The organism is Brevundimonas sp. M20 (genome assembly GCF_006547065.1).
In the GTDB taxonomy this organism is placed as follows: domain Bacteria; phylum Pseudomonadota; class Alphaproteobacteria; order Caulobacterales; family Caulobacteraceae; genus Brevundimonas.
This window is the reverse complement of the sequence record NZ_CP041243.1, coordinates 844,175-867,500: the sequence shown is the minus strand read 5'-3', so window position 1 is coordinate 867,500 and position 23,326 is coordinate 844,175. Positions and strand designations below refer to the sequence as shown.

Here is a 23,326-nt window from a genome sequence, read left to right as displayed (position 1 = left end):
CCGTCAGACGACCGGGATCGCCTGGCTGAGGCGTCCGCCGACGCGCAGGGGCTCAACGCGGGTGGCGAGGCCCGTGCGATCATCCGTCTCGACATAGACGCCGCAGATGGTCGCCGGGCCGTGGGCCGGGGTGTAGCGGCCGCCCGACAGACGGGTGGTGAAGCGCCGCAGCGGCTCCTCCTTCTCGTTGCCGATGACCGAGTCGTAGTCGCAGCAGCCGCCGGCGTCGGTCTGGTAGGCCGTACCGCCCGGCAGGATCTGGCAGTCGGCGGTCGGGACGTGGGTGTGGGTGCCCACCACCAACGAAGCGCGGCCGTCGCAGAAATGACCCATGGCCATCTTCTCCGAAGTCGCCTCGGCGTGGATGTCGACGATGATGGCGTCGGCGGCCATGCCCATGGGACAGGCGGCCAGTTCCTTCTCCACCGCGCTGAACGGGTCGTCCATGGGATCCATGTGGACGCGGCCCAGCACGTTCATGACCAGAACCGTGCGGCCCGACTGGGTCTCGAACAGGTTGGCCCCCGCGCCCGGTGCGTCCATCAGGCGCGGATAATTGAGCGGACGGATCAGGCGCGGCTCGCGCACGATATAGGTCAGGGCCTCGCGCTGGTCCCAGCTGTGATTGCCCAGCGTCAGGCAGTCGGCGCCGGCCATGAACAGCTCGTTGGCGGTGTGCTCGGTGATGCCGAAACCACCCGCGGCGTTCTCGGCGTTGACCACCACGAAGTCGAGTTTCAGGTCACGCTTGAGCGCGGGCAGGTGGTCGGACAGACCGTCGCGGCCGGACTTGCCGACCACATCACCGAAGAAGGCGAGACGCATGTTTCAGAGTACCTTTCGGGCGGCGGTATAGCCGACCTCGGTCAGAACGCCATGCAGGCGTATGTCGTGCCCTTCAATCGGGAGATCCTCGACCTGCTGTCCGGCGTAGGCGAAGCCGATGCGGATGGCGTCCGGAAGGGCGGCGAAGGTGCGGTCGTAGTAGCCGCCGCCCTGCCCCAATCGGCCACCCTGACCGTCGAAGGCCAGCAGGGGCGTGAGGATCAGGTGGGGGATCACAGCCTGCGCCAACGGAAGGGGCGCGGGAACTCCGGCTGCATCCGGCTCCAGCGGTTCGCCCGGCGACCAGAGTCGGAAGATCATGGCGGCGTCGGGCTGAAGCACCACCGGCAGGCAGAGGGCCCGACCCTGATGGATCAGGGCCAGCGACAGGGCGTCGGTGTCGAGTTCGGAGCCGATGGCGCGATAGACGGCGACCGGATCACCGGGCGGGAGGGCGTCGGCGTGCCCGGCCGCGCGGGGGGCGGCCTCTGGATCGAGCCCGGCCAGCCGCTTGCGCAGGGCGCGCATATCCGAGCGAAGCTGGCTCTTGTCCGTCATGAGGATCGCGTATCGCATCCGGCGCCCCTCCACCATCCTTCGCTTGCGGCTACGGATGGTCCCCTCCCCAAAGGGGGAAGAACCGGGATCGCGCTCAAGCAGCGAGCGACCGCGTCGCGAGCGTTAGCGCACCAAGAAGGAAGGGGTGGCGGCGCCGTGAGAGCCGTGAAGGACGGTTTAAATCCTCTCGAGCCTGGGTAGCCAGGTGGGCTCCGCGTGCCCAACCCCACGAGGTCGGACAGGGGCAGATCCCTTCGAGTGAATTAAGGCCGCGAGGATATGTTGCCTTCGACGTGAGCCACAGCATGACCCGCCGTGAGGCAAGATAGTCGCTTGCCGCCCTTCGCGCCAGTGGCGGGACGCGGGCGGGCGCCGACAATGGCGCGCAGGGCATCCTCGACCTCCGGGTGACGGAAGCGGAAGCCGGTAGCCAGCGCCTGTCCCGGCAGGACGCGCTGTCCCCCGAGCAGAAGTTCCTCGGCGAAATCCCCGAAGGCGAGGCGCAGGGGCGCGGCGGGCGCGGCCAGCAAGGCCGGTCGGTTCAGGGCGCGGCCCAGCGCGCGGCTGAGATCGCGATTGGTGACGGGGTTGGGCGCCACAGCGTTCACGGGGCCGATGACGCGAGGCTCGGCCACGGCATGGAGGATCAGACGCACGCAGTCGTCCAGCGCGATCCATGACATCCACTGACGCCCCGAGCCCATCGGCCCGCCGACACCGAACTCGAACGGGGTCAGCAGTTTCGACAGCATCCCGCCATCAGCGCCGAGAACCAGACCGATCCGAACAGTAACCACCCGCACACCGAGGGCTTCGGTTCGCAGGGCGGCCTGCTCCCATGCATGGCACAGGCGGTGGCTGAAGCAGGGGTTTGCGGGACCGGTCTCATCCAGCGTCTGGTCCTGATGCAGGCCGTACCAGCCGATGGCGGAACCGCTGACCAGAACCTCGGGCCGGACCCGCAGGCGGGCGATCAGGCGGCGGACGTCGCGGGTCATCTTCAAACGGGACCGCAGGATGCGGCGACGCTTGTTCAGGGTCCACGGGCTGTCGCTGATCGGCTCGCCGGCCAGATTGATGACGGCGTCAATGCGGGCGTCGTCGGCGATCTGGCGCAGGTCGGTGACGACGGTGATCGGCGCGGACAAGTCAGCGGCCTTCGGATTGCGGACGAGGGCGATGACTTCATGCCCGGCGCCGGTCAGGGCGGCGATGAGGCGGCGGCCGATGAAGCCCGTGGCGCCGGTGACCAGCACGCGGCGGCGGCCGGGCAAGTCACGTCCCATGGCGGCGGGATCGGGCTGGACAAGCCGCTCAGAGCGGTTGCTCGCGGCCAGATCACGAAGGCCGAAGACGGCGACGCCGATGGCGGCCGCGGTCATCATCAGGCTCCACAGACCATGGGACACCCCCGTCAAGCCCGTCGGCGCGCTGATCCAGCCGACCAGCAGCGGGACCAGCAGGGTCAGGATCGCCCCGTAGTTCAGCGCCAGCAGGGTGTGGGTGACACGCTCGGAAGCCGGCAGGCGGCGGGTGTGGTCCTCCTCGACAAAGTCAGTCAGGGTGATGGCCACCTCGACCACCAGCAGGATCAGGACCGCGACGGCGAGCGCGCCCTTCGGCTCAGCCCAGCCGAGCAGCAGGAACAGGGCGGCGTAGATCAGGTTGCGCACGCCGTGCAGGCGAAGCTCGGACTTCTGCGACGGCTTCCAAGCCAGTCGCTCGGTCAGTTCGTGGTGAAACAGGGTGTCGAAGGCGCCCATGGCGATCTGGAGCGCCACGAGGGTCCAGAGCAGGTCGGTCATTTCAGGCCTCGTCAGCCGGGGGATCCCGGAAAATCGCGTCCTGACCGAGCAGGCGGCCAAGCCACGGATGGTCCAGCGCGAGGGTGAAGGCGAAACGGCCCTGCCCCAGATCGCGATGGGTGATGGTCAGGGCGCCAGGCTCCGTCCAGCGCGGCACGCGCACGCGCAGGCCCAGCACGGTCGCGAAGTAGAAGGCGCTGCGGAAGACGAGCGCGCCGTCTTCGGCGGCGACGCTCAGGGCCATGCCGACGCCGGCGCCGACGTGTTCCTCAAGCCCGGTCGGGCCGGCGAAGCGCTTGGCGCTGTGGATCACCTGCGGGAAGCCGTCCTTGCGGACGTACATGCGGCTCCAGACCTGCCCCTGTCCGACGGCGTCTTCGGTGACGGTGACGACGCTGACGCCCGGATGGAAGACCAGCGGCAGGGGCGCACCGATCAGGCGGCAAGCCTGCGCCAGCAGACGGCCCATGAGGCTGACATGAACATGGGCGACCTCGCCCCGATAGACGACGGTGGCGCCGGGGCTCATGCGCTTGCTGAAGCGACGGCGCACGGCAAGCGGCAGGGCCGCCCATTCGGCGGCGGGGAGCAGGGCGCGGAAGCGGAGATCTGCGAGTTCCACCTGAACCGCATGCTCCGTGGTCGTGATCGCAGCGACGGCCCCCATCGTCCCCTCCCCTTTCCTGTCCTACTTGCCGCCGGGAATGAGGGCGGCGATGCGCGCCCCCAGTTTCAGCAGCGCCATCAGCTTGGGCCGAGCCACGGTGGTGATCTGGCCGTACCAGCGGTCGATGGTCTCGGTGAACTCGAGCATTTCCTTGAGCCGCTTCAGCGCGACCGGATGAACCGTTGGGTCCGTCTCGGCCTCGGCGACACAGGCGCGCAGCGTCTCCAGAGCGGGATCGATCTCCTTGGCCTTGCGACCGGCGGCGATGCGGGAGGCGACCTCCCAGACATCAGCCTCGGCCTCGAAGTGATCGCGACGGTCGCCGCGCACCGGCACCCGCCGGATCAGGTTCCAGGCCAGAAGCTCCTTCAGAGAGTTGGAGACGTTGGACCGTGCCATTTCCAAGGCGACGGCGATGTCTTCCGCCGTCATCGGCTTCTCAGCCGTCATCAGGAAGGCATGGATCTGGGCGACAGAACGGTTCACGCCCCAGAAGCCGCCCATCTCGCCCCAGTGCAGGACGAAGCGTTCCAATGGCGCAGGAATTTTCGTTATTTCTGTCATGACAGAAATATCAGACAGAAGAGACTGCGGGTCAACGCAACGCCGCTGCGTCAGGGCGTCACAGACCCTGGACGATCTTTTCGAGGCGCGCGGCGACAGCGTTGAGCGCCTCGGCCACGCCGTCGTTGGACGGCGGCGCCGGTTCGGCGACGGGAGCCGCGCCGCCATTGGTGCGGGCCTCATGCAATTCGTCGGCCAGCAGCAGACCGGCCATGAGGAACAGGCGCAGGTCCCCGACGTGACCGACTTCGCCCGCCACCTGACGGACATGGCCGTCAAACTGGGACGCAAGAGCGCGCACGCGGTCTTCCTGACCATCCGCGCAGCCGACGGCGTAGGGTCGGCCGTTGATTTCGACGGTGACGGTAGCCATCAGCGCCCCTCCTGCTCGGAGAGGGTTTCGCGAATCGCATCGGCGGCGCGGGACAGGGCCTCGGCGGCGTCACGACCCGCGGACTCCAGCTCATGAATGCGGGCGCGGTCAGTCTCGCTGGACGGCTGGGGCGCGAACAGGTCGTCGTCGGGCACGCGGCTGGCGCCCGCGGCGCGGCTTTTCAGGTCCAGCAGGCGGCGTTCAAGCAGGGCCAGCGCCCTGTCGACACGATCCTTAGCGGCCGTTGCAGCATCCATCCGGTCAGAACCTCCAGATTCCGTATAGAACCCGCGCGCGCGTCGGGGTAAAGCGGCGCGCCTCCCTTTTTCCGCCTCCGACGAAAGGTCTCCACAGTGACCGACGCCAAAGCCGTACCCGCGAAAGCCACCCCGAAGCAGATGGCGGACGCGATCCGCGTACTGGCCATGGATGGCGTAGAAAAGGCGAAGAGCGGGCACCCCGGCATGCCAATGGGGATGGCGGACGTGGCGACGGTCCTCTTCTCGAAGTTTCTGAAGTTCGACGCGAGCCGCCCCGATTGGGCCGACCGCGACCGCTTCATTCTGTCGGCCGGTCACGGCTCGATGCTGATCTACGCCCTGCTGCACCTGACCGGCTACAAGGCCGCGACCAAGGAAGAGCTGTCGAACTTCCGTCAGTGGGGTTCGAAGACGGCGGGTCACCCCGAGTATGGCCACATGCCGGGTGTTGAAGTGACCACCGGACCGCTGGGTCAGGGTCTGGCTACCTCGGTGGGCTTCGCGCTGGCGGAACGTCATCTGGCGGCCAGGTACGGCGCCGATCTGGTGGATCACCGGACGTGGGTGATCGCCGGTGACGGCTGCCTGATGGAAGGCGTGTCGCAGGAGGCCATCGCGTTGGCCGGCCGTCTGAAGCTGAACAAGCTGCACGTCCTGTGGGACGACAACGACATCACCATCGACGGCAAGGTCTCCCTGTCGGACGTCACGGACCAGAAGGCGCGGTTCAAGGCCGCCGGATGGGCAGTCAAGGCCGTCGACGGCCACGACATGAAGGCCGTGAAGTCGGCGCTGCAATGGGCGACGAAGCAGGACAAGCCGACGCTGATCGCCTGCAAGACCAAGATCGGTCGCGGCGCCGCCACGATGGAAGGCAGCCACAAGACCCACGGCGCGGCGCTGGGCGCGGCCGAGATCGCGGCGACCCGGCTGGGTCTCAGCTGGGATCATGCCCCGTTCGAAATGCCGGAGAACGTGCTGTCGGCCTGGCGCAAGGTCGGCCGCAAGGGCGCCAAGGACCGCAAGGCATGGGAAGCCCGCCTGAGCGAGTCGAAACAGGCCGCCGACTTCACCCGCGCCATGAAGGGTGAACTGCCGGACGGCGCGTTCGCCAAGCTGGACGCGAAGATCGCAGAACTGGTCGAGACCAAGCCCGCCCAAGCGACCCGCCAGTCGTCGGGCGCCGCGCTGGACGAACTGTTCGCCGCGATCCCGGAACTGGTCGGCGGCTCGGCCGACCTGACCGGCTCGAACAACACCTTCGTCAAGGACACCCCGATCCTCGACGCCCCGACCTATGAAGGCCGCTACATCAACTACGGCATCCGCGAGTTCGGCATGGCCGCGGCGATGAACGGTCTGGCTCTGCACGGCGGGGTGATCCCGTATGGCGGCACCTTCATGGTGTTCTCGGACTACAGCCGTCCGGCGATCCGCCTCGGCGCCCTGATGGGCGTGCGCGCGGTGCACGTGCTGACGCACGACTCGATCGGTCTGGGCGAAGACGGCCCGACCCACCAGCCAGTCGAGCATCTGGCCGCCCTGCGCGCCATTCCGAACCTGCTGGTCTTCCGCCCGGCGGACACCATCGAGGCGATGGAAGCCTGGAAGGTCGCGCTGCAGACCAAGGACGCACCGTCGGCGCTGTGCCTGTCGCGGCAGAAGACCGCCGCCGTGCGCGTCACCGCCTCGTCGGAGAATCTGACGGCCAAGGGCGCCTATGAACTGCGCGCCGCCAAGGGCGAGGCCAAGGCCACCCTGTTCGCCACCGGCACCGAAGTTCCGCTGGCGCTGGAAGCGGCCGACCGTCTGGAGGCCAACAACATCCCGACCCGCGTGGTCTCGGTTCCCTGCTTCGAGCTCTTCTTCGCGCAGCCCAAGGCCTATCAGGACAGCATCATCGGCCGCGGCACCGTGCGCGTCGCCGTCGAGGCCGCCCTGCAGCAGGGTTGGGAGCGCTTCATCGGCGAGGACGGCGGCTTCGTCGGCATGACCGGCTTCGGCGCCTCGGCTCCGGCGGAAGTGCTGTACGAGAAGTTCGGCATCACCACTGAAGCCGTGGTGGACGCGGTCAAGTCGCGGCTCTGATCCGATGAGCCGCCTCGGCGCCGTCAGCCTGCTGGTCCGCGACTACGACGAGGCCATCGCCTTCTATGTCGGCAAGCTGGGTTTCGACCTGACCAGCGACACCGACATGGGCGGCGGCAAGCGGTGGGTGACAGTGACGCCGAAGGGCGGGGACACAGCCCTGCTGCTGGCCAAGGCGACGACGCCGGAGCAGGTCACCCGCATCGGTGATCAGGCCGGTGGGCGGGTCTGGCTGTTTCTGGAGACCGAGGACTTCGCGCGAGATCATGCGGCGTGGATGGCGGCGGGCGTGATCTTCCGCGAGGCGCCGAGGCATGAGCCGTATGGCGTGGTCGCGGTGTTCGAGGACCTGTATGGCAACCACTGGGATCTGATCCAGCCCGCCGGAGAGACCGCCTGATGTTCCGTCTCGTCGCCGCTGTCGTTGCCCTGGCTTTCGCTGTTCCGGCGGCGGCGCAGACTGTCGAACCGACGCCCATTGTGATCGGCCAGTCGTACGCCCTGCCCTCGGCGACATACGGCGCTACGCGGGAGATCAATGTCTGGCTGCCGCCCGGTTATGCCGAGTCCGCCCAGACCTATCCGGTGTTGTATTTGCTGGACGGCGGACAGGCGCAGGACTTCCACCACATCTCGGGCATCGCCCAATTGGGAACCATCGTCGGCACGACGCGCGACGTGATCGTGGTGGGCGTCGCATCCGTGGACCGGCGCAACGAGCTGGCCCTGCCGACGGAAGACGCGGACCTGATCGCGCAATATCCGACACAGGGACAGTCGGCCCGATTCCGCCAGTTCCTGAACGACGAGGTCCTGCCCTTCATCGAGAGCCGCTATCGCACCAGCGGCGAGAGCGCTCTGATGGGCGAGTCGCTGGCCGGTCTGTTTGTCGTGGAGACCTTCCTCAAGGAACCGCAGATGTTCGACGCCTGGGTCGCCGTCAGCCCCAGCCTGTGGTGGGACGGCGGACAGTTGGCGCGGCAGGCGGGCGCGCATCTGCGCGACCACTCGAACGAGCCGCGCACCCTGATCCTGACCATCGGCGACGAGGGCGGAGAGATGCAGGCGGCGATGGATGTTCTGGTCGGCAATCTGCGAGACTTCGCCATGCCGGGCGTCAGCTGGACCTATGAGCCGCGCCCGACCGAGAGCCACGCCACCATCTATCATGGCGCCGCACTGGACGCCTTCCGGCGGCTGTACGCCCTGCCGCCCGCCAACTGACCGGAGACTGACCCCATGCGCCTCGGCACCCCGCTTTCCGACTCCGCCATTCGCGTGATGCTTCTGGGCTCGGGCGAGTTGGGCAAGGAGGTCGCCATCGAGCTGCAGCGGCTGGGCGCCGAGGTGATCGCGATTGATCGCTATCCGAACGCCCCGGCGATGCAGGTGGCGCACCGCAGCCACGTCATCCCGATGACCGATCCGCAGGTGCTGAACGGCCTGATCATGGCCGAGGCCCCGCACATCATCGTGCCGGAGATCGAAGCCATCGCCACGGACGTGCTGGCGCGGATCGAGGAAGCCGGGATGGCGACCGTGATCCCGACCGCCCGCGCGACCCAGCTGACCATGAACCGCGAGGGCATCCGTCGTCTGGCGGCCGAGGAACTGGGCCTGCCGACCAGCCCCTATGCCTTCGCCACCTCGGCCGCCCAATTGGCCGCCGCGGCGCATGAGATCGGCCTGCCGGTGTTCGTAAAGCCGGTGATGTCGTCGTCGGGCAAGGGCCAGTTGATGGTGGAGGCCATCGAGGACGCCCCCAACGCCTGGGCCTATGCGCAGTCGGGCGGGCGGGTCGAGACGGCGACGGTGATCGTCGAGGGCAAGATCGACTTCGATTTCGAGATCACCCTGCTGACCGTGCGCTCGAAGGCGGCGGACGGTTCGATCCGCACAGACTTCTGCGCGCCCATCGGCCACCGGCAGGTGAAGGGCGACTATGTCGAGAGCTGGCAGCCGCAGGCGATGACCGCCGCCGCGCTGGCCTCAGCACAGGATATCGGACGCAAGATCACGGACGTACTGGGCGGTCTGGGCGTCTTCGGGGTGGAGCTGTTCGTGAAGGGCGAACAGGTCTGGTTCTCGGAAGTCAGCCCGCGCCCGCACGACACCGGACTGGTGACGCTGGCCACCCAGACGATGAGCGAGTTCGCCCTGCACGCCCGCGCCATTCTGGGCCTGCCGGTGGATGTCAGCCAGCGTGAGCCGGGCGCCAGCGCGGTTATCTACGGGGGCATGGACGCGGTGGGCATCGCCTTCGAGGGTGTGGCCGAGGCCTTGTCGGTGCCGACCGCCGACCTGCGCCTGTTCGGCAAGCCGGAGAGCTTCGAGCGTCGCCGGATGGGCGTGGCGCTGGCGCGGGGCGCGGACACCGATCAGGCCCGCGAGCGGGCCCGTGAAGCGTCAGGGAAGGTCCGGCCGGTCGCCGGCTGACACCTCGATTGAAGCGGTCGCCCGCTCGCGCACGTTCGCCAGTGCGGCGTCCAGCGGCGGGTCCCGCCCATCGCGGATGGCGCGCCAGTCGTCCGGCGCCACGACGTCCGGGATTACGCCGACCTTCTCCAGATTGCGTCCGGCCGGGGTGGTCATGACGATCATGCCGACGCGCAGAAGGCCGCCGTCCGGCAGGTTGATCGCGCGTGTTCCGGTGACCGCGCCGCGGGTGGTCTCGCCGACGACCACCGCCCTGCCCTTCTCCTGCATGACGCCGGACAGCAGTTCCGAGGCGCTGGCCGAGCCGGGCCCGACGATGATCGCGACCGGCCCGGCGTAGGGATGCGGCGCGGGATCGGCGAACATGCGCCGGTCGATGAATCGCCCCCGCAGTACGGTGATGTCCTGCTTGTCCGGGAAGAACCACGACTGGATGAGCCCCGCGAAGTTCAGACCACCGCCCCCGTTGGAGCGCAGGTCGATGATCAGGCCCGGCGGCGGGGTTTCGGCCAGCCGCTCCATCTCGGCCTTGAACTGATTGTATCGGGCCAGGTCGAAGTCATCGAAGCGGATATAGGCCACGCCGTCGGCCAGCGTCCGGGTCTCGAAGCGGGGGCGAGGTTCCAGCAGAACCGCCGTCAGGTCGAGCGTGCGCCGGGCCTGATCATCGTCAATGAAGACCACACGGTCCGTTCGGCCCGCCACGGCTGGAGGCGCGACGAGGATCGGGAAGTCGTTGACGCTGTCGATCCGCCAGCCCGGCAGGACGCCGGCCTCTGCCGCGGGCGTGCCGGGGCGGACGAAGGCGACGACGCGGTCATCCCCGCGCGCTGTAACGACGACGCCGTACCCGGCCCGCGACTCGCCCAATTCGCGGGCGCGGACCATCTCGCGTTCGACCGGGCCGAGGGCATGCGTGTGGTCGTCGTCCAGCAGATCCAGCAGTTCGGTCAGCCGGGCATAGAACTGGTCTTCGTCAGGCGAGGAGAGGGCTGCGGGGCGGCGGGCGGCCGCCTCCTGCGAGAAGGGCACGCCGCCGAAGTCGGGCTTGTAGAACAGCCGCTCGGTGTAACGGACCGCCGCATCCCAGACCTCACCATTCAGCGCCGCGCGCTCCGGCGAACCGTCAGCGACCCGCACCGGCGGCGGAAGCACATCGGGCTTGGCATAGGGAATGGAGGCGCAGGCCGCGAGCGACAGCGCCAGACCGACGAAGAGGATGCGCAGGCTGAAACGGGACATGCGCGCAGGCTAGAGCGAAGGCGCGGGATCAGCCAAGGCGGTTTCGCCGGACAGGAGAGTGATCGCGGCGTCCAGCGCCGGATCGCGGCCCTCGCGCCGGTCCAGACGGGTGGCGGACGCCTCCACATCCGGGATCACGCCACGTTTCTCCAGACGGACGCCGCCGGAGGTGACGAAATCCGACCGGCTGAGGGTTAGCCGCCCGCCGTCGGGCAGGCGGGTTTCCTGCGAGATCAGCACCGCGCCGGCGGTCCGTTCGCCCACGACGACGGCGCGCCCGGCCTCCTGCAAGGCGGCGGGGGTCAGTTCGGCGGCGGACCGGCTGTCGCTGTCGACCAGAACCGCGACCGGATTGGAGACTGGCGCGTCCAGATCACCGCAGCCGCCCGCGGTGCTCAGCACGATGTGGCGGCCCGAGCGCGGGGTGCGCGTCGCCCAGGCCTGATCACGCGGCAGGAAGCAGCTGAGAACCGCGTCGGCCTCCATCAGGCGTCCGCCGGGATTGCCCCGCAGGTCGATGATCAGATCTGTGTCCGGCGAGAGGTCGGCGAGTTCCTGCCCCATCCAGCGACCGAGACCGGCCTCAAACCCCTCGATCCGCAGGACCACCACGCCTGGGCGCGACCGGTCTGCGGCGAAGGCCGGCTGCGGCTCCATGACCACCGGGGTCAGGTCCAGCGCGTGCGGACGGTCCTCGTCATCCAGAAAGACCAGACTGAGAGTCCGCCCCTCGGTGACATCGACTTCCGGACTCCAGCCGTCTTCGCTGACGCGCAGCCGCCAGCCTTCCTGAACCCCGGCGGCTTCAGCGGGCGAGCCCCGCCGCACGGCCTCGATCCGGTAGTCGCCGTGGTGGACGGGATCGGGACGCAGGGACAGGCCGATGGCGGCGCGGCGCTGGCGCAGGGTGTCCTGCCGATGCGCGACGGCGGGCGATGAGGCCCCGGCATGGTCGTCATCAAGAAGGTTCAACATCTGGTCGATGACCAGATAGAGCGACCGGTCGTCGACGGCCTGCAGGGCCTGTGGACGATAGGTGCGACGCGCCGCGTCCCAATCGACGCCGTGCAGGTCCGGGTCATAGTACTGGGTCCGCACCTCGCCCCAGACCCGGTCGAACACCCGCTGGTTCATCCGGGCCCGTTCCCTTGTCGGGGATGACGCCGCGATGCCGAGCGGAGCGGTGACGACAGGCCCTTCCACCACGGGCGCCGCGAACGACGGCGCCGCGATGAGCGCAAGGCCCATCGCGGCCGACGCGGTCAGTCGTGTGACGAGACGACGGAAGATCATCCGTCCACGTTATGGCGCCGGTCGAGCGACGGCCAAATCACGAAATCGACGGGTGCGGATCACTCGTCGTCCGGAGTCTCGATGCGGTGGGTGAAGACTCGGACCTCGCCGTCGCGGCCCCGTTCGCCTTCCTCGATGAAGCCGGAACGATCCGCGTCCATGCGCGCGAAGGCTTCACGCAAGGGCGCGGTGAACTCGGCCTCGCTGATCTTGCCGTCGCCGTCCTTGTCGAGGTCGCGGTTTCCTGGACCATCGGCGGCATGGACCACGACGCGGCCTCCGTGAGGCAGGCTGCCGCCGGGACCGACGCCGTCGAACCGGATGACGCCGGGGCCGCCCCGACGGGGCCGCACGACCACCCGGGACCCGGCGCTGTCATCATCAGGCGAGACAAACACCACAGTCCGTCCGCCATCACGGCTGAAGCGGGCCGGGCTTTCGCCCGCCGGACCGGGACGGCGCAGTTCGAAGCGCTGGACCTCGCCGTCGCCGAGACGGCGGATCGTGACGCCGTCTTCGAGAGCGCCGGGACGCCGGGCCAGTTCGTCAGGCGAAAGACGACCATCTGCATCCTTATCCAGGCGGTGGAAGGCGCCGTTCATCGGGGCTGCGAATTCCTCGCGGGTGACCTGGCCGTCGTTATCGGCGTCCAGTTCGCCGGGCGGGCCGCCATCGGCGCCGAGGAAAACGACGCGGCTGTGCGCTTCGACGGGCGGCGGCGGGGGCGGCGCCGGCGGTTCCTGCAGAAGGGCGGCGGAGAGGGCGATGACAGAGAGCATGGGGACTCGGGCTCCGGAGTTTCGATGCACCCCCTTTGGACCACCCGGCGCTTGCACAGATATTTCAACGTTCGCCCGTAATATTTCAGCGCTGAAATGACGGCGGCGCCGCGCTCGGTCAGAATGGCTCCCATGCAAGTTGATACGTCCCGCGTTCTCGTCGTCGATGACGACCCCGGCATCCGTGAGGTGCTTTGTGATTACCTCGGTCAGCACGGCTATGAGGCCGTGGGCGCCGCATCCGCCGCCGAGATGGATCGCGCCATCGCGCTTCAGGCGCCGGACCTCATCGTGCTGGACCTGATGATGCCGGGCGAGGACGGCCTGTCCGTCTGCCGCCGCATCTCCGGCAAGGGCGTGCCGATCATCATGCTGAGCGCCATGGGCGAGGACATGGACCGGATCATCGGTCTGGAGCTGGGCGCCGATGACTATCTGGCCAAGCCGTGCAATCCGCGCGAACTGCTGGCGCGGGTGCGGGCGGTGCTGCGCCGTCCGCGCGAGGAAGCCGTCAGCACTGGCGGCCCCGCCCTGAGCTTCGCGGGTTGGAAGCTGGACCTGCTGCGTCGCGAACTGACGCGACCGGACGGCGAACTGGTCAGCCTGTCCGCCGGAGAGTTCGCCCTGCTGCGCGCCTTCGCCGAGCGGCCCGGCCGGGTGCTGACCCGCGACCAGTTGCTGGAGCGCGCCCGGGGCTCGGACGCCGATGTCTTCGACCGGGCCATGGACGTGCAGATCAGCCGTCTGAGGAAGAAGCTGGACGACGGGTCAGGGCTGGAGATGATCCAGACCCTGCGCGGCGAAGGCTATATGTTCGATGTGAAGGTCGAGCGTCTGAGGGGCGCCGCTTGAAACGTCCGAGTTCCTTCCCGGTCCTGTTCCAGGTCGCCGCGCTGGCGGTGCTGGCGCTGGTCCTGTCGCAAGCGGTGACCTTCGCGCTCGTGGTGCTGTCGCCAGACCCGAAGCCTGTGGGCTTCAGCATCGACGCGGCCAGCAAGGCGCTGAAGGGCGAGACGGCGGAGACCTCGGACGGCCGCCCCCTGCAGCGCCGGATCACTGATCAGCCGGTCAAGCGGACCGAGCGGGATTCCCACGACCCTGTCGCTCTGGCCATCGCCGCCTCGCTGGCTGACCGGTTGGGGGTGTCTGCGAACAAGGTGCGCGTCTCGGTCGAACGCGGCCCGCCGCGTCGCCGGGGCCCCAGCCCGGATGGTCCGCCGATCCGCATGAGGCCCGCGGGTGAGATCAACTACGTCTTCGTGCGCCCGGATGCCGTCGGAAAGTCCGGCGCGACCGAGAGCGAGGCCCGACGGACAGAGGGGCCGACAGCCACGTCGCCCACCGACGCCGCCACGCGCTTTCTCATGAGCCGCCCCGAGCGTGGCGGACAGATCGTGGTCAACTCCAGCGTCCAGCAATTCACCATCCGGGCTGACCGGCTGACGTTCGCGCCCTTCACCGCCTCTGTGCAGCAGGACGACGGTCGATGGGCGACGGTCGAGCCGCCGCACGGCCTGCTGTCACCCTGGCAGCAGCGGGTTCTGCTGGCGCTGGGCATCTCGGTCCTGCTGCTGGCGCCGCTGGTGTGGTGGATGGCGCAGAGGCTGACCCGCCCGATCCGGGTGTTCGCCGGCGCCGCCGAGCGTCTGGGCGCCGACCCGGAAGCCGAGCCGCTTACGCCCTCCGGGCCCTCGGAGGTGCGGACCGCCATACACGCGTTCAACGACATGCAGGCCTCTCTGCGCAATCACATGCGCCAGCGGACGCAGACGGTGGCGGCGATCGCGCATGACCTGCGGACGCCCCTGACCCGCCTGCGCTTCCGCGCGGAATCGGCGCCGGACGCGGTGCGGGACCGGATGGTCGCGGATATCGAGGAGATGGACGCCCTGATCGCACAGGCCATGGCTTTCGTGCGCGGCGAGACGACGCCGGAACGCAGCGAGACGGTCGATCTGGATGCCCTGGCCGCCGACTGCGCGGCGGGCTTCGCCGAGACCGGCGCGGACGTGGTCTTCGACGGCGGCGCTCATCTGAACGTACTGGCGGACCCGGCGGCGCTGCGGCGGGCGTTGGACAATCTGATCGGCAATGCGGTGAAGTACGGCGGCGCGGCGCGGGTGAAGGCCTTCGCGCTGGATGGCCAGGCGGTCATCACGGTCGAGGATGACGGCCCCGGCCTGCCGGACGCCGAGCTGGAGGCGGTGTTCGAACCTTTCCGACGTGGCGAGCAATCCCGCAACCGGGAAACCGGCGGCGCGGGTCTGGGTCTGACCGTGGCGCGGCAGGCGGCGCGGGGCGCGGGCGGCGATGTGACGCTGGCCAACCGTCGCGGCGGCGGCCTGATCGCCCGGCTGGCCGTGCCCATGGGCGCGTTCTGAGCGGCGGGGCGTTACAGTTCATCACGTCTTGTTACGGTCGCGGGGTTGAAACGCCGGGCTCTGGGTCTCATTGAAGCGCCGAACTATATTCCGGCATCACCCAAAGGGAGCCCCGCCCATGACCGTTCGCGTCGCCATCAATGGTTTCGGCCGTATCGGACGCCTCGTCCTGCGCTCGATCGTCGAGCACGGTCGTCGTGACATCGAGGTCGTGGCGATCAACGATCTGGGTCCGGTGTCCACCAATGCCCACCTGCTGAAGTACGACTCGGTCCACGGTCGCTTCCCCGGCACGGTCGAGCACGGCGACGACTGGATCGACGTGGGTCTGGGCAAGATCAAGGTGACCGCCGAGCGCGATCCGGCGAACCTGCCGCACAAGGAACTGAACGTCGACATCGCGTTCGAGTGCACCGGCATCTTCACCGCCCGTGACAAGGCCGAGGCCCACCTGAAGGCCGGCGCCAAGCGGGTGCTGATCTCGGCTCCGGGCGAGAACGCCGACAAGACCATCGTCTTCAAGGTCAACCACGAGACCCTGACCGCCGACGACATCATCGTCTCGAACGGCTCGTGCACCACCAACGCCCTGGCCCCGGTGGCCAAGGTGCTGAACGATCTGTTCGGCATCGAGCGCGGCTACATGACCACCATCCACGCCTACACCGGCGACCAGCCGACGCTGGATACGATGCACAAGGATCTGTACCGCGGCCGCGCCGCCGCCCTGTCGATGATCCCGACCTCGACCGGCGCCGCCAAGGCCCTCGGCCTCGTGCTGCCGGAACTGAAGGGCAAGCTGGACGGCTCGTCGATCCGCGTCCCGACTCCGAACGTCTCGGTCGTCGACCTGAAGGTCGTCGCCGGGCGCGAAGTGACGGCGCAGGAGATCAACGCCGCCCTGCAGGCTGCGGCCGACGGTCCGATGAAGGGCGTGCTGTTCACGACCAACGATCCGGTCGTGTCCACCGACCTGAACCACATCGCCGCCTCGTCGACCGCCGCCCTGCCGCAGACGCAGGTCGTCGACGGCAAGCTGGCCCGCGTGCTGAGCTGGTACGACAACGAGTGGGGCTTCGCGACCCGCATGAGCGACACCGCCCTGCAGATGGCGAAGTTCCTCTGATGCTGAAGCCGGGGCCCCGTGCCGGCCGGTTCCTGCATGGAATCGTGATCGTCATGGCAGCCCCGGTCGCGTCGATGGGCGTGACGCTGGGTTGCTTCATCCGAAATGTAGTCTTCTACCCCGCGATGTTCGGCCCAACGCTCGATCATAGAATGCCCGGAACGGGACTCGGCGCCTTCGCCGGATCGACGGTGTTCGCGTTGCTGGGAGCGCTATGGCTCGCCGCTCTCGTCGCATTTGTTCGACCCGCTCCCCGCTCACCGCTGACGATTGTTCTGACGGTGCTCGCGCTCCTCCTATTCGGGTTTGCCGCCTGGCAAAATTGGCTCATGGCCTATCCTGTCTGCAATCCTTTCTAATCTCTCGAGACCCGGCACCCCATGACCTTCCGCACCCTCGACGACGCCAAGGACCTCGCCGGCAAGACGGCGCTGGTTCGCGTGGACTTCAACGTCCCGATGGAGGCCGGGAAGGTCACCGAGGACACCCGGCTGCGCGTGGCCCTGCCGACGATCCAGAAGCTGCGGGACGCGGGCGCCAAGGTGGCGCTGCTGGCGCACTTCGACCGGCCCAAGGGCCAGCGGGTTTCGACCATGAGCCTGAAGCCGGTGGTCGAGCCGCTCGAAAACCTGCTGGGCGCGCCGGTGCGGTTCGCCGACGACTGCGTGGGCGATGTAGCCAAGGCGGCGGTGGCTGATCTGGACGCGGGCGGCGTGATCCTGCTGGAGAACGTCCGATTCCACGCGGGTGAGGAAAGCAATGACCCGGCCTTCGCCGCGCAACTGGCGGAACTGGGCGATGTTTATGTGAACGACGCCTTCTCGGCCGCGCACCGCGCCCACGCCTCGACCGAGGGTCTGGCCCGCCTGCTGCCCGCCTATGCGGGCGAGTCGATGCGCCGTGAACTGGATGCGCTGGACGCCGCGCTGGGCAATCCGCAGAAGCCGGTGATCGGCATCGTCGGCGGGTCGAAGGTCTCGACCAAGCTGGATCTGCTGAAGAACCTGGTCGGCAAGCTGGACCGCCTCGCCATCGGCGGCGGCATGGCCAACACCTTCCTGTTCGCCCAAGGGCACGATGTCGGCGCCTCGCTGTGTGAAAAGGATCTGGCCGGCACCGCGCGCGAGATCATGGCCGAGGCGGAAGCCAAGGGCTGCGAACTCCTGCTGCCGGTCGATGTGGTGACGGCCAAGGGCCTGACGCCGGGTGTCGAGCCGGACGTGCGCGGACTGGACGCCATTCAGGCCGACGACCGCATTCTGGATGCGGGTCCGCAGACCGTCTCCCGTCTGATCGCGGCGATGGATGCGTCGAAGACCCTGATCTGGAACGGCCCGCTGGGCGTGTTCGAGGTGCCGCCGTTTGATCGCGCCACCGTGGCCGCCGCCCAGCACGCAGCGGAACTGGCCAAGGCCGGCAAGCTGGTTGCCGTGGCCGGCGGCGGCGACACCGTCGCGGCCCTGCATCACGCCAGGGTCGCCGACGACATGACCTTCGTCTCCACCGCCGGCGGCGCCTTCCTGGAGTGGATGGAAGGCAAGCCCCTGCCCGGCGTCGAAGCGCTTCAGGCCTGACGGCTCCACGGGCGTCGCTTGCCCGCCACAGGCCCGTTCTTCCTTGCAGGGACGGGCCTGCCCGGCTGTAACACAGCGTGACTTCCATCCGTCGCCGGTCTAAACCCTGCCCAAAATCAAAAAGGGCTCAGGAGACCACGCCATGGCGCGCATCACGCTGCGACAACTGCTCGATCACGCGGCCGAGGAAGGCTACGGCCTGCCCGCGTACAACATCAACAACATGGAGCAGGGCCTCGCCATCATGGAGGCCGCCCACGAGGTCAACGCGCCGGTCATCATCCAGGCCTCGCGCGGCGCCCGCAGCTACGCCAACGACATCGTTCTGGCCAAGCTGATCGACGCCCTGGCCGAGCTGTACCCGCACATCCCGGTCTGCATGCACCAGGACCACGGCAACGGCCCGGCGACCTGCGCCACCGCCATCCAGTACGGCTTCACCTCGGTGATGATGGACGGTTCGCTGGAAGAAGACGCCAAGACCCCGGCCAGCTACGAGTACAACGTCGACGTCACCCGCCGCGTCACCCAGATGGCGCACAGCTGCGGCGTCTCGGTCGAGGGCGAACTGGGCGTGCTGGGCTCGCTGGAAACCGGCATGGGCGAGGCCGAGGACGGCCACGGCTTCGAAGGCAAGCTGGACCACTCGGCCCTGCTGACCGACCCGGATCAGGCCGTCGATTTCGTGCGCGCCACCAAGGTCGACGCCTTGGCCATCGCCATGGGCACCAGCCACGGCGCCTACAAATTCAGCCGCAAGCCGGACGGCGAAGTGCTGGCCATGAACGTGATCGAGGAAATCCACCGCCGCCTGCCGGACACCCATCTGGTGATGCACGGCTCGTCGTCGGTGCCGCAGGACCTGCAGGACATCATCAACCAATACGGCGGCCAGATGCCCCAGACCTGGGGCGTGCCGGTCGAGGAGATCCAGCGCGGCATCAAGCACGGCGTGCGCAAGATCAACATCGACACCGACAACCGGATGGCCATCACCGGCGCCATCCGCAAGGTGCTGGCCGAGAAGCCGGGCGAGTTCGACCCGCGCGCCTATCTGAAGCCCGCCAAGGAAGCCATGCGCAAGCTTTGCATCGAGCGCTACCAGCAGTTCGGCTGCGAAGGTCAGGCTTCGAAGATCAAGCCGCTGTCCACCGCCCAGATGGCCAAGCGCTACGCTTCGGGCGAGCTGGACCCGCACTTCGGCGGCGCCGCCTCGCGCGCGGCCTGATCCTGACGTGACCTACGGCGCTCTCACCAGGCGCCGTAGAGTCTCTGAAAGCGATAACGAACGTCGCGGGCGTTGCGCTCGGCGTCATCCACCTCATCCTGGGCACGGCGCCAGCTGCGCTCGGTGTCCTCGCGCTCACGACGGATTTCCTGGATGCGGTTGCGGATCTGATCCCGCTGCTCATCGGTCAGGCCGTCCTGACGCAGTTCGCGCTGTTTCGCCGTGATCTTGTCGTCGAGTTCGGTCAGTCGGCCGCCCAGACTGTCGACGCTGCTTCGCGCTGTGGAGACCGCCTGTTCGGCCGCATAGACCAGTTGACCGTCCTGATAGGCGGGCAGGAAGTCCTGCTCAAGGTCGCGCGGGCAGACGCCGTTGTATGCTGCGCCGCTGCGGCCCTGGGCGAAGCCATTGGGCAGGGTGCAGTAGCGCAGCACGCCCTGCGCCCAGCCGGCGCGATAGGCGCCGTCATCGGGAACGACACCATGCTTGCTGCACGCCTCGGCATGCTCCCCCAGACGGCTCTGGGCGTAGCCCGCCGCGCCGTCCGCGAAGCCGCGACCACCCCAATCGCCGGCCATGCACTCTTCCGCGCTCATGGTCGCGCAACTGCCCAGCAGCGAGCCCGCGACGACCAAGGCCATACCGACGACAACGATGCGCATCGCGCCCTCCCCCGAAGACCGTCGATATTCTACCTTGCCGCCACGCTCGGTCCAAGACGGGTTTGACGCGCGCGGTCCGGCCCATGCTAGAGGTGCGGGGTGTCTGACGAACCCTTGCTGACGGAAGACGACGACGCCCCGGTGCTGGAGGCTCGCATCGAGACGGCGGGCGTGCGTCTGGACAAGGCCTTGGCCGAAGCCTTCCCGAGCCTGTCGCGGGCGCGTCTGCAAACGCTGCTGGGCGAGGGCGCGGTGACGTTCGACGGGGGCGTGATTTCGGGCGGCTCGTCCAAGGCGAAGGCAGGCCTGTACGCCATCACCCTGCCCCCGATCGCGCCGGCCACGCCGCAGCCCGAAGCGATCCCGCTGGCTGTGCTCTATGAAGACGCGGACCTGATCGTCATCGACAAGCCCGCGGGCATGGCGGCCCATCCCGCGCCGGGCAATGAGACCGGCACACTGGTCAACGCCCTGCTGGCCCATTGCGGAGAGAGCCTATCGGGGATCGGCGGCGTCGCGCGACCGGGGATCGTGCATAGGCTCGACAAGGACACCTCCGGCGTCATGGTCGCCGCCAAGACGGATCGCGCGCATCAGGGGCTCTCGGCGCTGTTCGCCACCCACGACATTGAACGCACCTACATCGCCCTGACGCGCGGCGCGCCAAGTCCGTCGAAGGGGCGTATCGAGACCCTGATCGGTCGCTCATCCTCCGACCGCAAGAAGATGGCTGTGCTGAAGTCCACCGGGCGCAACGCCATCACCGACTATGTGGTGGATCGAACCTTCGGAGAGCCGGCGCGGGCCGGCGGAGCGCCGCTGGCCGGGCGCGTCGCCTGCACCCTGCACACCGGACGCACGCACCAGATCCGGGTCCATCTGGCCTCGAAAGGCTCACCGATCCTCGGGGACCCTGTCTATGGCTCCGGCAGTCCCGCGGCCCCGGTGCGCGCCGCCGTTGCCGAGGCCGGGTTGACCCGACAAGCGCTGCACGCGGCCGTCCTCGGCTTCGTTCATCCCGTTACCGGCGAGGCCCTGCGGTTCGAGACCGCGCCGCCCGCCGACATGCAGGCACTCGAAACCCTCCTCCAACACCTCTGAAGGTCGCCAGATGCTTGATCCCGAAATCCGCGATAACGCCGACGCCAAGCGCTACGAACTAACCGTCGACGGCGAGGTCGCCGTGGTGACCTACAACCTGTCGCCGCCCAACCTGATGATCACCGAGACGCTGGTTCCGGAAAGGCTGGAAGGCCGCGGCATCGCCAGCCGACTGGCCAAACACGTGCTTTCCGACGCGAAGGCGCGCGGCCTGCTGATTCTGCCCGTCTGCCCTTTCTTCTCCAGCTATCTGCAGAAGCATCCGGAACACGCCGAAGCCGTGCACCCGACCTATCGCCAGATTCTCGGCCTCTGATAGTGCGTATTGATTAGAAACTAACTATCCGCTATAAGCTCCCTCGACTGGCGTAGTGGCGCCCGGGCAACGGTCACGCTTTCGTGTGACAATCCGCCTCTGACAAAGACGGAAACCCGTTCCCATCTAGCCGGTTGAGGGGTGAGGCGTCGGTGCACATTCGGTGGCCGATACCGTTGGACCCGCTCGGGATACGGTCGGAGGGACCAAAGACTATGGCTTCCAATACTACACTTGCGGTGATGTCGCCCGAACAGGGCCTGTCGCGCTATCTCACGGAAATCCGAAAGTTTCCGATGCTGGCCAAGGACGAAGAGTTCATGCTGGCCAAGCGCTGGACGGAACATCAGGACCCTGAAGCCGCCCACCGCCTCGTGACATCGCACCTTCGTCTCGTGGCCAAGATCGCCATGGGGTATCGCGGCTACGGCCTGCCGATCGGCGAAGTGATATCCGAGGGCAACGTCGGGCTGATGCAGGCGGTCAAGAAATTCGATCCGGACAAGGGCTTCCGTCTGGCGACCTACGCCATGTGGTGGATCCGCGCCTCAATCCAGGAATACATCCTGCGCAGCTGGTCGCTCGTCAAAATGGGGACCACCGCCGCGCAGAAGAAGCTGTTCTTCAACCTGCGCAAGGCCAAGAGCCAGATCTCGGCTTTCGAGGAGGGCGACCTGCATCCGGAACACGTCGAGGCCATCGCCACCAAGCTGGGCGTGACCAATGAGGATGTGATCAGCATGAACCGCCGGCTTGGCGGCGATGCCTCGCTGAACGCCCCGCTGCGCGCGGACGGCGAAAGCGAATGGCAGGATTGGCTGGCCGACGACAACGCTGTTTCGCAGGAGACGGCGCTGGCGGAGAACGAGGAGAAGTCGCTCCGCATGGGCCTGCTTCAGGAAGCGATGGAAGAGCTGACTGACCGCGAGAAACACATCCTGACCGAGCGTCGCCTGAAGGATGACCCGGTGACGCTGGAAGAACTGGCCGGCCAGTACGGCGTCAGCCGCGAGCGCGTACGTCAGATCGAGGTGCGGGCGTTCGAGAAGCTGCAGAAGGCCATGCGCGCCGCCGCGGAAGAGCGGAATCTGGTCGACGCTTAAAGGCGCTCAAGCAGTGAGCGACCGCGTCGCGAGCGCTAGCGACAAAGCAAAACTGATCAAGGCGGGCTGGTTCAGCCCGCCTTTTTCATGGGCGCGGCCTGATGCATCGCCAGCAAGGCGCCGATCGGAGCCGCCAGGGTCTCTTTGCTGGCCGCGCCGGCAGCCAGACTGACCTCCAGCGCACCGACAGCGACAACCAGACGGGTGTCAGCCAGTTTCATGGCCACGGCCTTCAGGGCCCCGGCCTGCTCGCGGATCGCACGGACCGCCTGCATGGGATCATGATCGAACTGATCCAGCGCCGAGGCGAGGATGCGCATCGCCTGATCCTTGGCCGCGTCAATGGCCGCCGCGCCGCTCGTCCCCCGGTCGCCCTTGCGCTTGGCCGGACCGGTGTACTCACCCGAGTTGAAGCGGCGGCGATCCGGGCCGACATAGCCGACCGCCTCGATCCAGTCGCGCGGCTTCAGCGCCACGTTCTCCACCCGCTTCAGCAAGTCGCCGCTGGTGAACGGCTTGCGCAGGAACTCGTGAACCCCGGAATCCCGGGCGCCCAGAATGGTCGTCGCGGTCGCTTCAGCCGTCACCATGATGATCGGCGCGCGGCGGCAGTCCATGTCGGACCGACGGATGCGGCGCGACAGGCTTTCACCATCCAGCCCGGGTCCAGTGCGTTCAGTGAAAATGATGCCGGGCTCCAGCGCTGACGCCGCCTTGAGCGCCCGCGCCTCCTCCGATTCCACGATCACATCACGGGCGCCCAGCGCCTTGACGACGTCCGTCAACAGCCTCGCGGCGTGAGGGTTAGGGTCGACAATCAGAACCCGCTTCGTCACCGGCTCAATCCGGGCGAGGATGCGACGATCAATAGCGAACAAGGGGAAACCTCCTCAGGTCCACCCCTTATGATCGGTCCGGGTTAAATTGACTTGAACGCTAAGGAGT

General features: G+C 67.9%; 25 protein-coding genes. 13 read left to right on the top strand and 12 right to left on the bottom strand.

What is annotated here, in order from left to right; genetic code table 11:
• Positions 1-3: 3 nt before the first annotated feature.
• The 7 genes from FKQ52_RS04150 to FKQ52_RS04120 all read right to left on the bottom strand — a co-directional run bounded on the left by FKQ52_RS04150 (position 4) and on the right by FKQ52_RS04120 (position 5,049).
• The gene (locus tag FKQ52_RS04150; protein ID WP_141626023.1) at positions 4-825 is read right to left on the bottom strand and encodes a TIGR00282 family metallophosphoesterase; all 822 of its coding nucleotides are present in this window, start codon (positions 823-825) and stop codon (positions 4-6) included.
• A gap of 3 nt (positions 826-828) precedes the next feature.
• Positions 829-1,401, bottom strand: a complete 573-nt coding sequence (locus FKQ52_RS04145) for a 5-formyltetrahydrofolate cyclo-ligase (protein ID WP_240811735.1) — start codon at positions 1,399-1,401, stop codon at positions 829-831.
• A gap of 245 nt (positions 1,402-1,646) precedes the next feature.
• Entirely contained in the window at positions 1,647-3,188 is a 1,542-nt protein-coding gene (locus tag FKQ52_RS04140; protein ID WP_141626022.1) for a TIGR01777 family oxidoreductase, read from the bottom strand.
• 1 nt (position 3,189) lies between these two features.
• Positions 3,190-3,855, bottom strand: coding sequence for a DUF4166 domain-containing protein (locus FKQ52_RS04135; RefSeq protein WP_141626021.1), 666 nt, complete (start codon positions 3,853-3,855; stop codon positions 3,190-3,192).
• A 21-nt stretch (positions 3,856-3,876) separates the two neighbouring features.
• Positions 3,877-4,389: a GbsR/MarR family transcriptional regulator gene (locus FKQ52_RS04130; RefSeq protein ID WP_205750849.1), complete on the bottom strand. Its 513-nt coding sequence runs from the start codon at positions 4,387-4,389 to the stop codon at positions 3,877-3,879.
• An 88-nt stretch (positions 4,390-4,477) separates the two neighbouring features.
• Positions 4,478-4,792: a cell division protein ZapA gene (locus FKQ52_RS04125; protein WP_141626019.1), complete on the bottom strand. Its 315-nt coding sequence runs from the start codon at positions 4,790-4,792 to the stop codon at positions 4,478-4,480.
• Positions 4,792-5,049: a hypothetical protein gene (locus tag FKQ52_RS04120; protein WP_141626018.1), complete on the bottom strand. Its 258-nt coding sequence runs from the start codon at positions 5,047-5,049 to the stop codon at positions 4,792-4,794. Before FKQ52_RS04120 ends, FKQ52_RS04125 begins: the two co-directional genes overlap by 1 nt.
• 141 nt (positions 5,050-5,190) lie before the next feature.
• Between FKQ52_RS04120 and tkt the strand changes: the two genes are divergently transcribed.
• Genes tkt through purT form a run of 4 tightly spaced genes read left to right on the top strand, consistent with a single transcriptional unit; the run spans position 5,191 to position 9,576 of the window.
• Positions 5,191-7,140: a transketolase gene (gene tkt / locus FKQ52_RS04115; RefSeq protein ID WP_240811790.1), complete on the top strand. Its 1,950-nt coding sequence runs from the start codon at positions 5,191-5,193 to the stop codon at positions 7,138-7,140.
• Positions 7,141-7,144: 4 nt separating this feature from the next.
• Entirely contained in the window at positions 7,145-7,540 is a 396-nt protein-coding gene (locus FKQ52_RS04110; RefSeq protein WP_141626016.1) for a VOC family protein, read from the top strand.
• Positions 7,540-8,364, top strand: a complete 825-nt coding sequence (locus tag FKQ52_RS04105) for an alpha/beta hydrolase (RefSeq protein ID WP_141626015.1) — start codon at positions 7,540-7,542, stop codon at positions 8,362-8,364. The genes FKQ52_RS04110 and FKQ52_RS04105 overlap by 1 nt, the downstream gene beginning before the upstream one ends.
• A 15-nt stretch (positions 8,365-8,379) precedes the next feature.
• On the top strand, positions 8,380-9,576 hold the full coding sequence (purT, locus tag FKQ52_RS04100; protein ID WP_141626014.1) for a formate-dependent phosphoribosylglycinamide formyltransferase: 1,197 nt from the start codon (positions 8,380-8,382) through the stop codon (positions 9,574-9,576).
• Here the strand turns inward: purT and FKQ52_RS04095 are convergent.
• Genes FKQ52_RS04095 through FKQ52_RS04085 form a run of 3 tightly spaced genes read right to left on the bottom strand, consistent with a single transcriptional unit; the run spans position 9,547 to position 12,890 of the window.
• Positions 9,547-10,818 carry a S41 family peptidase gene (locus FKQ52_RS04095; protein WP_141626013.1) on the bottom strand — a complete coding sequence of 424 codons (1,272 nt, stop codon included), beginning with the start codon at positions 10,816-10,818 and terminating at the stop codon, positions 9,547-9,549. The two genes, purT and FKQ52_RS04095, sit on opposite strands and share 30 nt — an antisense overlap.
• Positions 10,819-10,827: 9 nt before the next feature.
• On the bottom strand, positions 10,828-12,111 hold the full coding sequence (locus FKQ52_RS04090; RefSeq protein WP_141626012.1) for a S41 family peptidase: 1,284 nt from the start codon (positions 12,109-12,111) through the stop codon (positions 10,828-10,830).
• Between the two features lie 59 nt (positions 12,112-12,170).
• Positions 12,171-12,890: an EF-hand domain-containing protein gene (locus FKQ52_RS04085; protein WP_141626011.1), complete on the bottom strand. Its 720-nt coding sequence runs from the start codon at positions 12,888-12,890 to the stop codon at positions 12,171-12,173.
• Positions 12,891-13,022: 132 nt separating this feature from the next.
• Between FKQ52_RS04085 and FKQ52_RS04080 the strand changes: the two genes are divergently transcribed.
• From FKQ52_RS04080 to fba, 6 genes are all read left to right on the top strand, one after another.
• Positions 13,023-13,742: a response regulator gene (locus FKQ52_RS04080; protein WP_240811734.1), complete on the top strand. Its 720-nt coding sequence runs from the start codon at positions 13,023-13,025 to the stop codon at positions 13,740-13,742.
• A complete protein-coding gene (locus FKQ52_RS04075; RefSeq protein WP_141626009.1) occupies positions 13,739-15,271 on the top strand; it encodes an ATP-binding protein in 1,533 nt (510 codons plus the stop codon). The genes FKQ52_RS04080 and FKQ52_RS04075 overlap by 4 nt, the downstream gene beginning before the upstream one ends.
• 118 nt (positions 15,272-15,389) lie before the next feature.
• The gene (gene gap / locus FKQ52_RS04070) at positions 15,390-16,397 is read left to right on the top strand and encodes a type I glyceraldehyde-3-phosphate dehydrogenase (RefSeq protein ID WP_141626008.1); all 1,008 of its coding nucleotides are present in this window, start codon (positions 15,390-15,392) and stop codon (positions 16,395-16,397) included.
• Positions 16,397-16,756 (top strand): hypothetical protein, encoded by a 360-nt coding sequence (locus FKQ52_RS04065; RefSeq protein WP_141626007.1) that lies wholly within the window; start codon positions 16,397-16,399, stop codon positions 16,754-16,756. Before gap ends, FKQ52_RS04065 begins: the two co-directional genes overlap by 1 nt.
• A gap of 21 nt (positions 16,757-16,777) precedes the next feature.
• Entirely contained in the window at positions 16,778-17,971 is a 1,194-nt protein-coding gene (gene pgk / locus FKQ52_RS04060; protein ID WP_141626006.1) for a phosphoglycerate kinase, read from the top strand.
• A gap of 142 nt (positions 17,972-18,113) precedes the next feature.
• Positions 18,114-19,199, top strand: a complete 1,086-nt coding sequence (gene fba / locus FKQ52_RS04055; RefSeq protein ID WP_141626005.1) for a class II fructose-bisphosphate aldolase — start codon at positions 18,114-18,116, stop codon at positions 19,197-19,199.
• Between the two features lie 23 nt (positions 19,200-19,222).
• Here the strand turns inward: fba and FKQ52_RS04050 are convergent, their stop codons facing one another.
• Positions 19,223-19,861, bottom strand: coding sequence for a DUF2799 domain-containing protein (locus FKQ52_RS04050; protein ID WP_141626004.1), 639 nt, complete (start codon positions 19,859-19,861; stop codon positions 19,223-19,225).
• A gap of 99 nt (positions 19,862-19,960) precedes the next feature.
• On the opposite strand from FKQ52_RS04050, the gene FKQ52_RS04045 reads away from it, so the two are divergent.
• From FKQ52_RS04045 to rpoH, 3 genes are all read left to right on the top strand, one after another.
• Complete coding sequence (locus FKQ52_RS04045; RefSeq protein WP_141626003.1) at positions 19,961-20,962, top strand: RluA family pseudouridine synthase; 1,002 nt, start codon at positions 19,961-19,963, stop codon at positions 20,960-20,962.
• Positions 20,963-20,972: 10 nt separating this feature from the next.
• The gene (locus FKQ52_RS04040; RefSeq protein ID WP_141626002.1) at positions 20,973-21,278 is read left to right on the top strand and encodes a GNAT family N-acetyltransferase; all 306 of its coding nucleotides are present in this window, start codon (positions 20,973-20,975) and stop codon (positions 21,276-21,278) included.
• Positions 21,279-21,493: 215 nt separating this feature from the next.
• The gene (gene rpoH, locus FKQ52_RS04035; RefSeq protein WP_141626001.1) at positions 21,494-22,381 is read left to right on the top strand and encodes an RNA polymerase sigma factor RpoH; all 888 of its coding nucleotides are present in this window, start codon (positions 21,494-21,496) and stop codon (positions 22,379-22,381) included.
• A gap of 71 nt (positions 22,382-22,452) precedes the next feature.
• Here the strand turns inward: rpoH and FKQ52_RS04030 are convergent, their stop codons facing one another.
• Positions 22,453-23,259, bottom strand: coding sequence for a two-component system response regulator (locus tag FKQ52_RS04030; RefSeq protein WP_141626000.1), 807 nt, complete (start codon positions 23,257-23,259; stop codon positions 22,453-22,455).
• Positions 23,260-23,326: the final 67 nt, after the last annotated feature.

Coding starts and splice junctions, on each gene's coding strand:
- FKQ52_RS04105 (WP_141626015.1), top strand. CDS start 7,540: ATGTTCCGTCTCGTCGCCGCTGTCGTTGCCCTGGCTTTCGCTGTTCCG.
- FKQ52_RS04110 (WP_141626016.1), top strand. CDS start 7,145: ATGAGCCGCCTCGGCGCCGTCAGCCTGCTGGTCCGCGACTACGACGAG.
- purT (WP_141626014.1), top strand. CDS start 8,380: ATGCGCCTCGGCACCCCGCTTTCCGACTCCGCCATTCGCGTGATGCTT.
- FKQ52_RS04040 (WP_141626002.1), top strand. CDS start 20,973: ATGCTTGATCCCGAAATCCGCGATAACGCCGACGCCAAGCGCTACGAA.
- gap (WP_141626008.1), top strand. CDS start 15,390: ATGACCGTTCGCGTCGCCATCAATGGTTTCGGCCGTATCGGACGCCTC.
- FKQ52_RS04085 (WP_141626011.1), bottom strand. CDS start 12,890: ATGCTCTCTGTCATCGCCCTCTCCGCCGCCCTTCTGCAGGAACCGCCG.
- FKQ52_RS04120 (WP_141626018.1), bottom strand. CDS start 5,049: ATGGATGCTGCAACGGCCGCTAAGGATCGTGTCGACAGGGCGCTGGCC.
- FKQ52_RS04135 (WP_141626021.1), bottom strand. CDS start 3,855: ATGGGGGCCGTCGCTGCGATCACGACCACGGAGCATGCGGTTCAGGTG.
- rpoH (WP_141626001.1), top strand. CDS start 21,494: ATGGCTTCCAATACTACACTTGCGGTGATGTCGCCCGAACAGGGCCTG.
- FKQ52_RS04090 (WP_141626012.1), bottom strand. CDS start 12,111: ATGATCTTCCGTCGTCTCGTCACACGACTGACCGCGTCGGCCGCGATG.
- FKQ52_RS04065 (WP_141626007.1), top strand. CDS start 16,397: ATGCTGAAGCCGGGGCCCCGTGCCGGCCGGTTCCTGCATGGAATCGTG.
- fba (WP_141626005.1), top strand. CDS start 18,114: ATGGCGCGCATCACGCTGCGACAACTGCTCGATCACGCGGCCGAGGAA.
- FKQ52_RS04140 (WP_141626022.1), bottom strand. CDS start 3,188: ATGACCGACCTGCTCTGGACCCTCGTGGCGCTCCAGATCGCCATGGGC.
- FKQ52_RS04095 (WP_141626013.1), bottom strand. CDS start 10,818: ATGTCCCGTTTCAGCCTGCGCATCCTCTTCGTCGGTCTGGCGCTGTCG.
- FKQ52_RS04050 (WP_141626004.1), bottom strand. CDS start 19,861: ATGCGCATCGTTGTCGTCGGTATGGCCTTGGTCGTCGCGGGCTCGCTG.
- FKQ52_RS04080 (WP_240811734.1), top strand. CDS start 13,023: ATGCAAGTTGATACGTCCCGCGTTCTCGTCGTCGATGACGACCCCGGC.
- FKQ52_RS04125 (WP_141626019.1), bottom strand. CDS start 4,792: ATGGCTACCGTCACCGTCGAAATCAACGGCCGACCCTACGCCGTCGGC.
- tkt (WP_240811790.1), top strand. CDS start 5,191: ATGGCGGACGCGATCCGCGTACTGGCCATGGATGGCGTAGAAAAGGCG.
- FKQ52_RS04145 (WP_240811735.1), bottom strand. CDS start 1,401: ATGCGATACGCGATCCTCATGACGGACAAGAGCCAGCTTCGCTCGGAT.
- FKQ52_RS04150 (WP_141626023.1), bottom strand. CDS start 825: ATGCGTCTCGCCTTCTTCGGTGATGTGGTCGGCAAGTCCGGCCGCGAC.
- pgk (WP_141626006.1), top strand. CDS start 16,778: ATGACCTTCCGCACCCTCGACGACGCCAAGGACCTCGCCGGCAAGACG.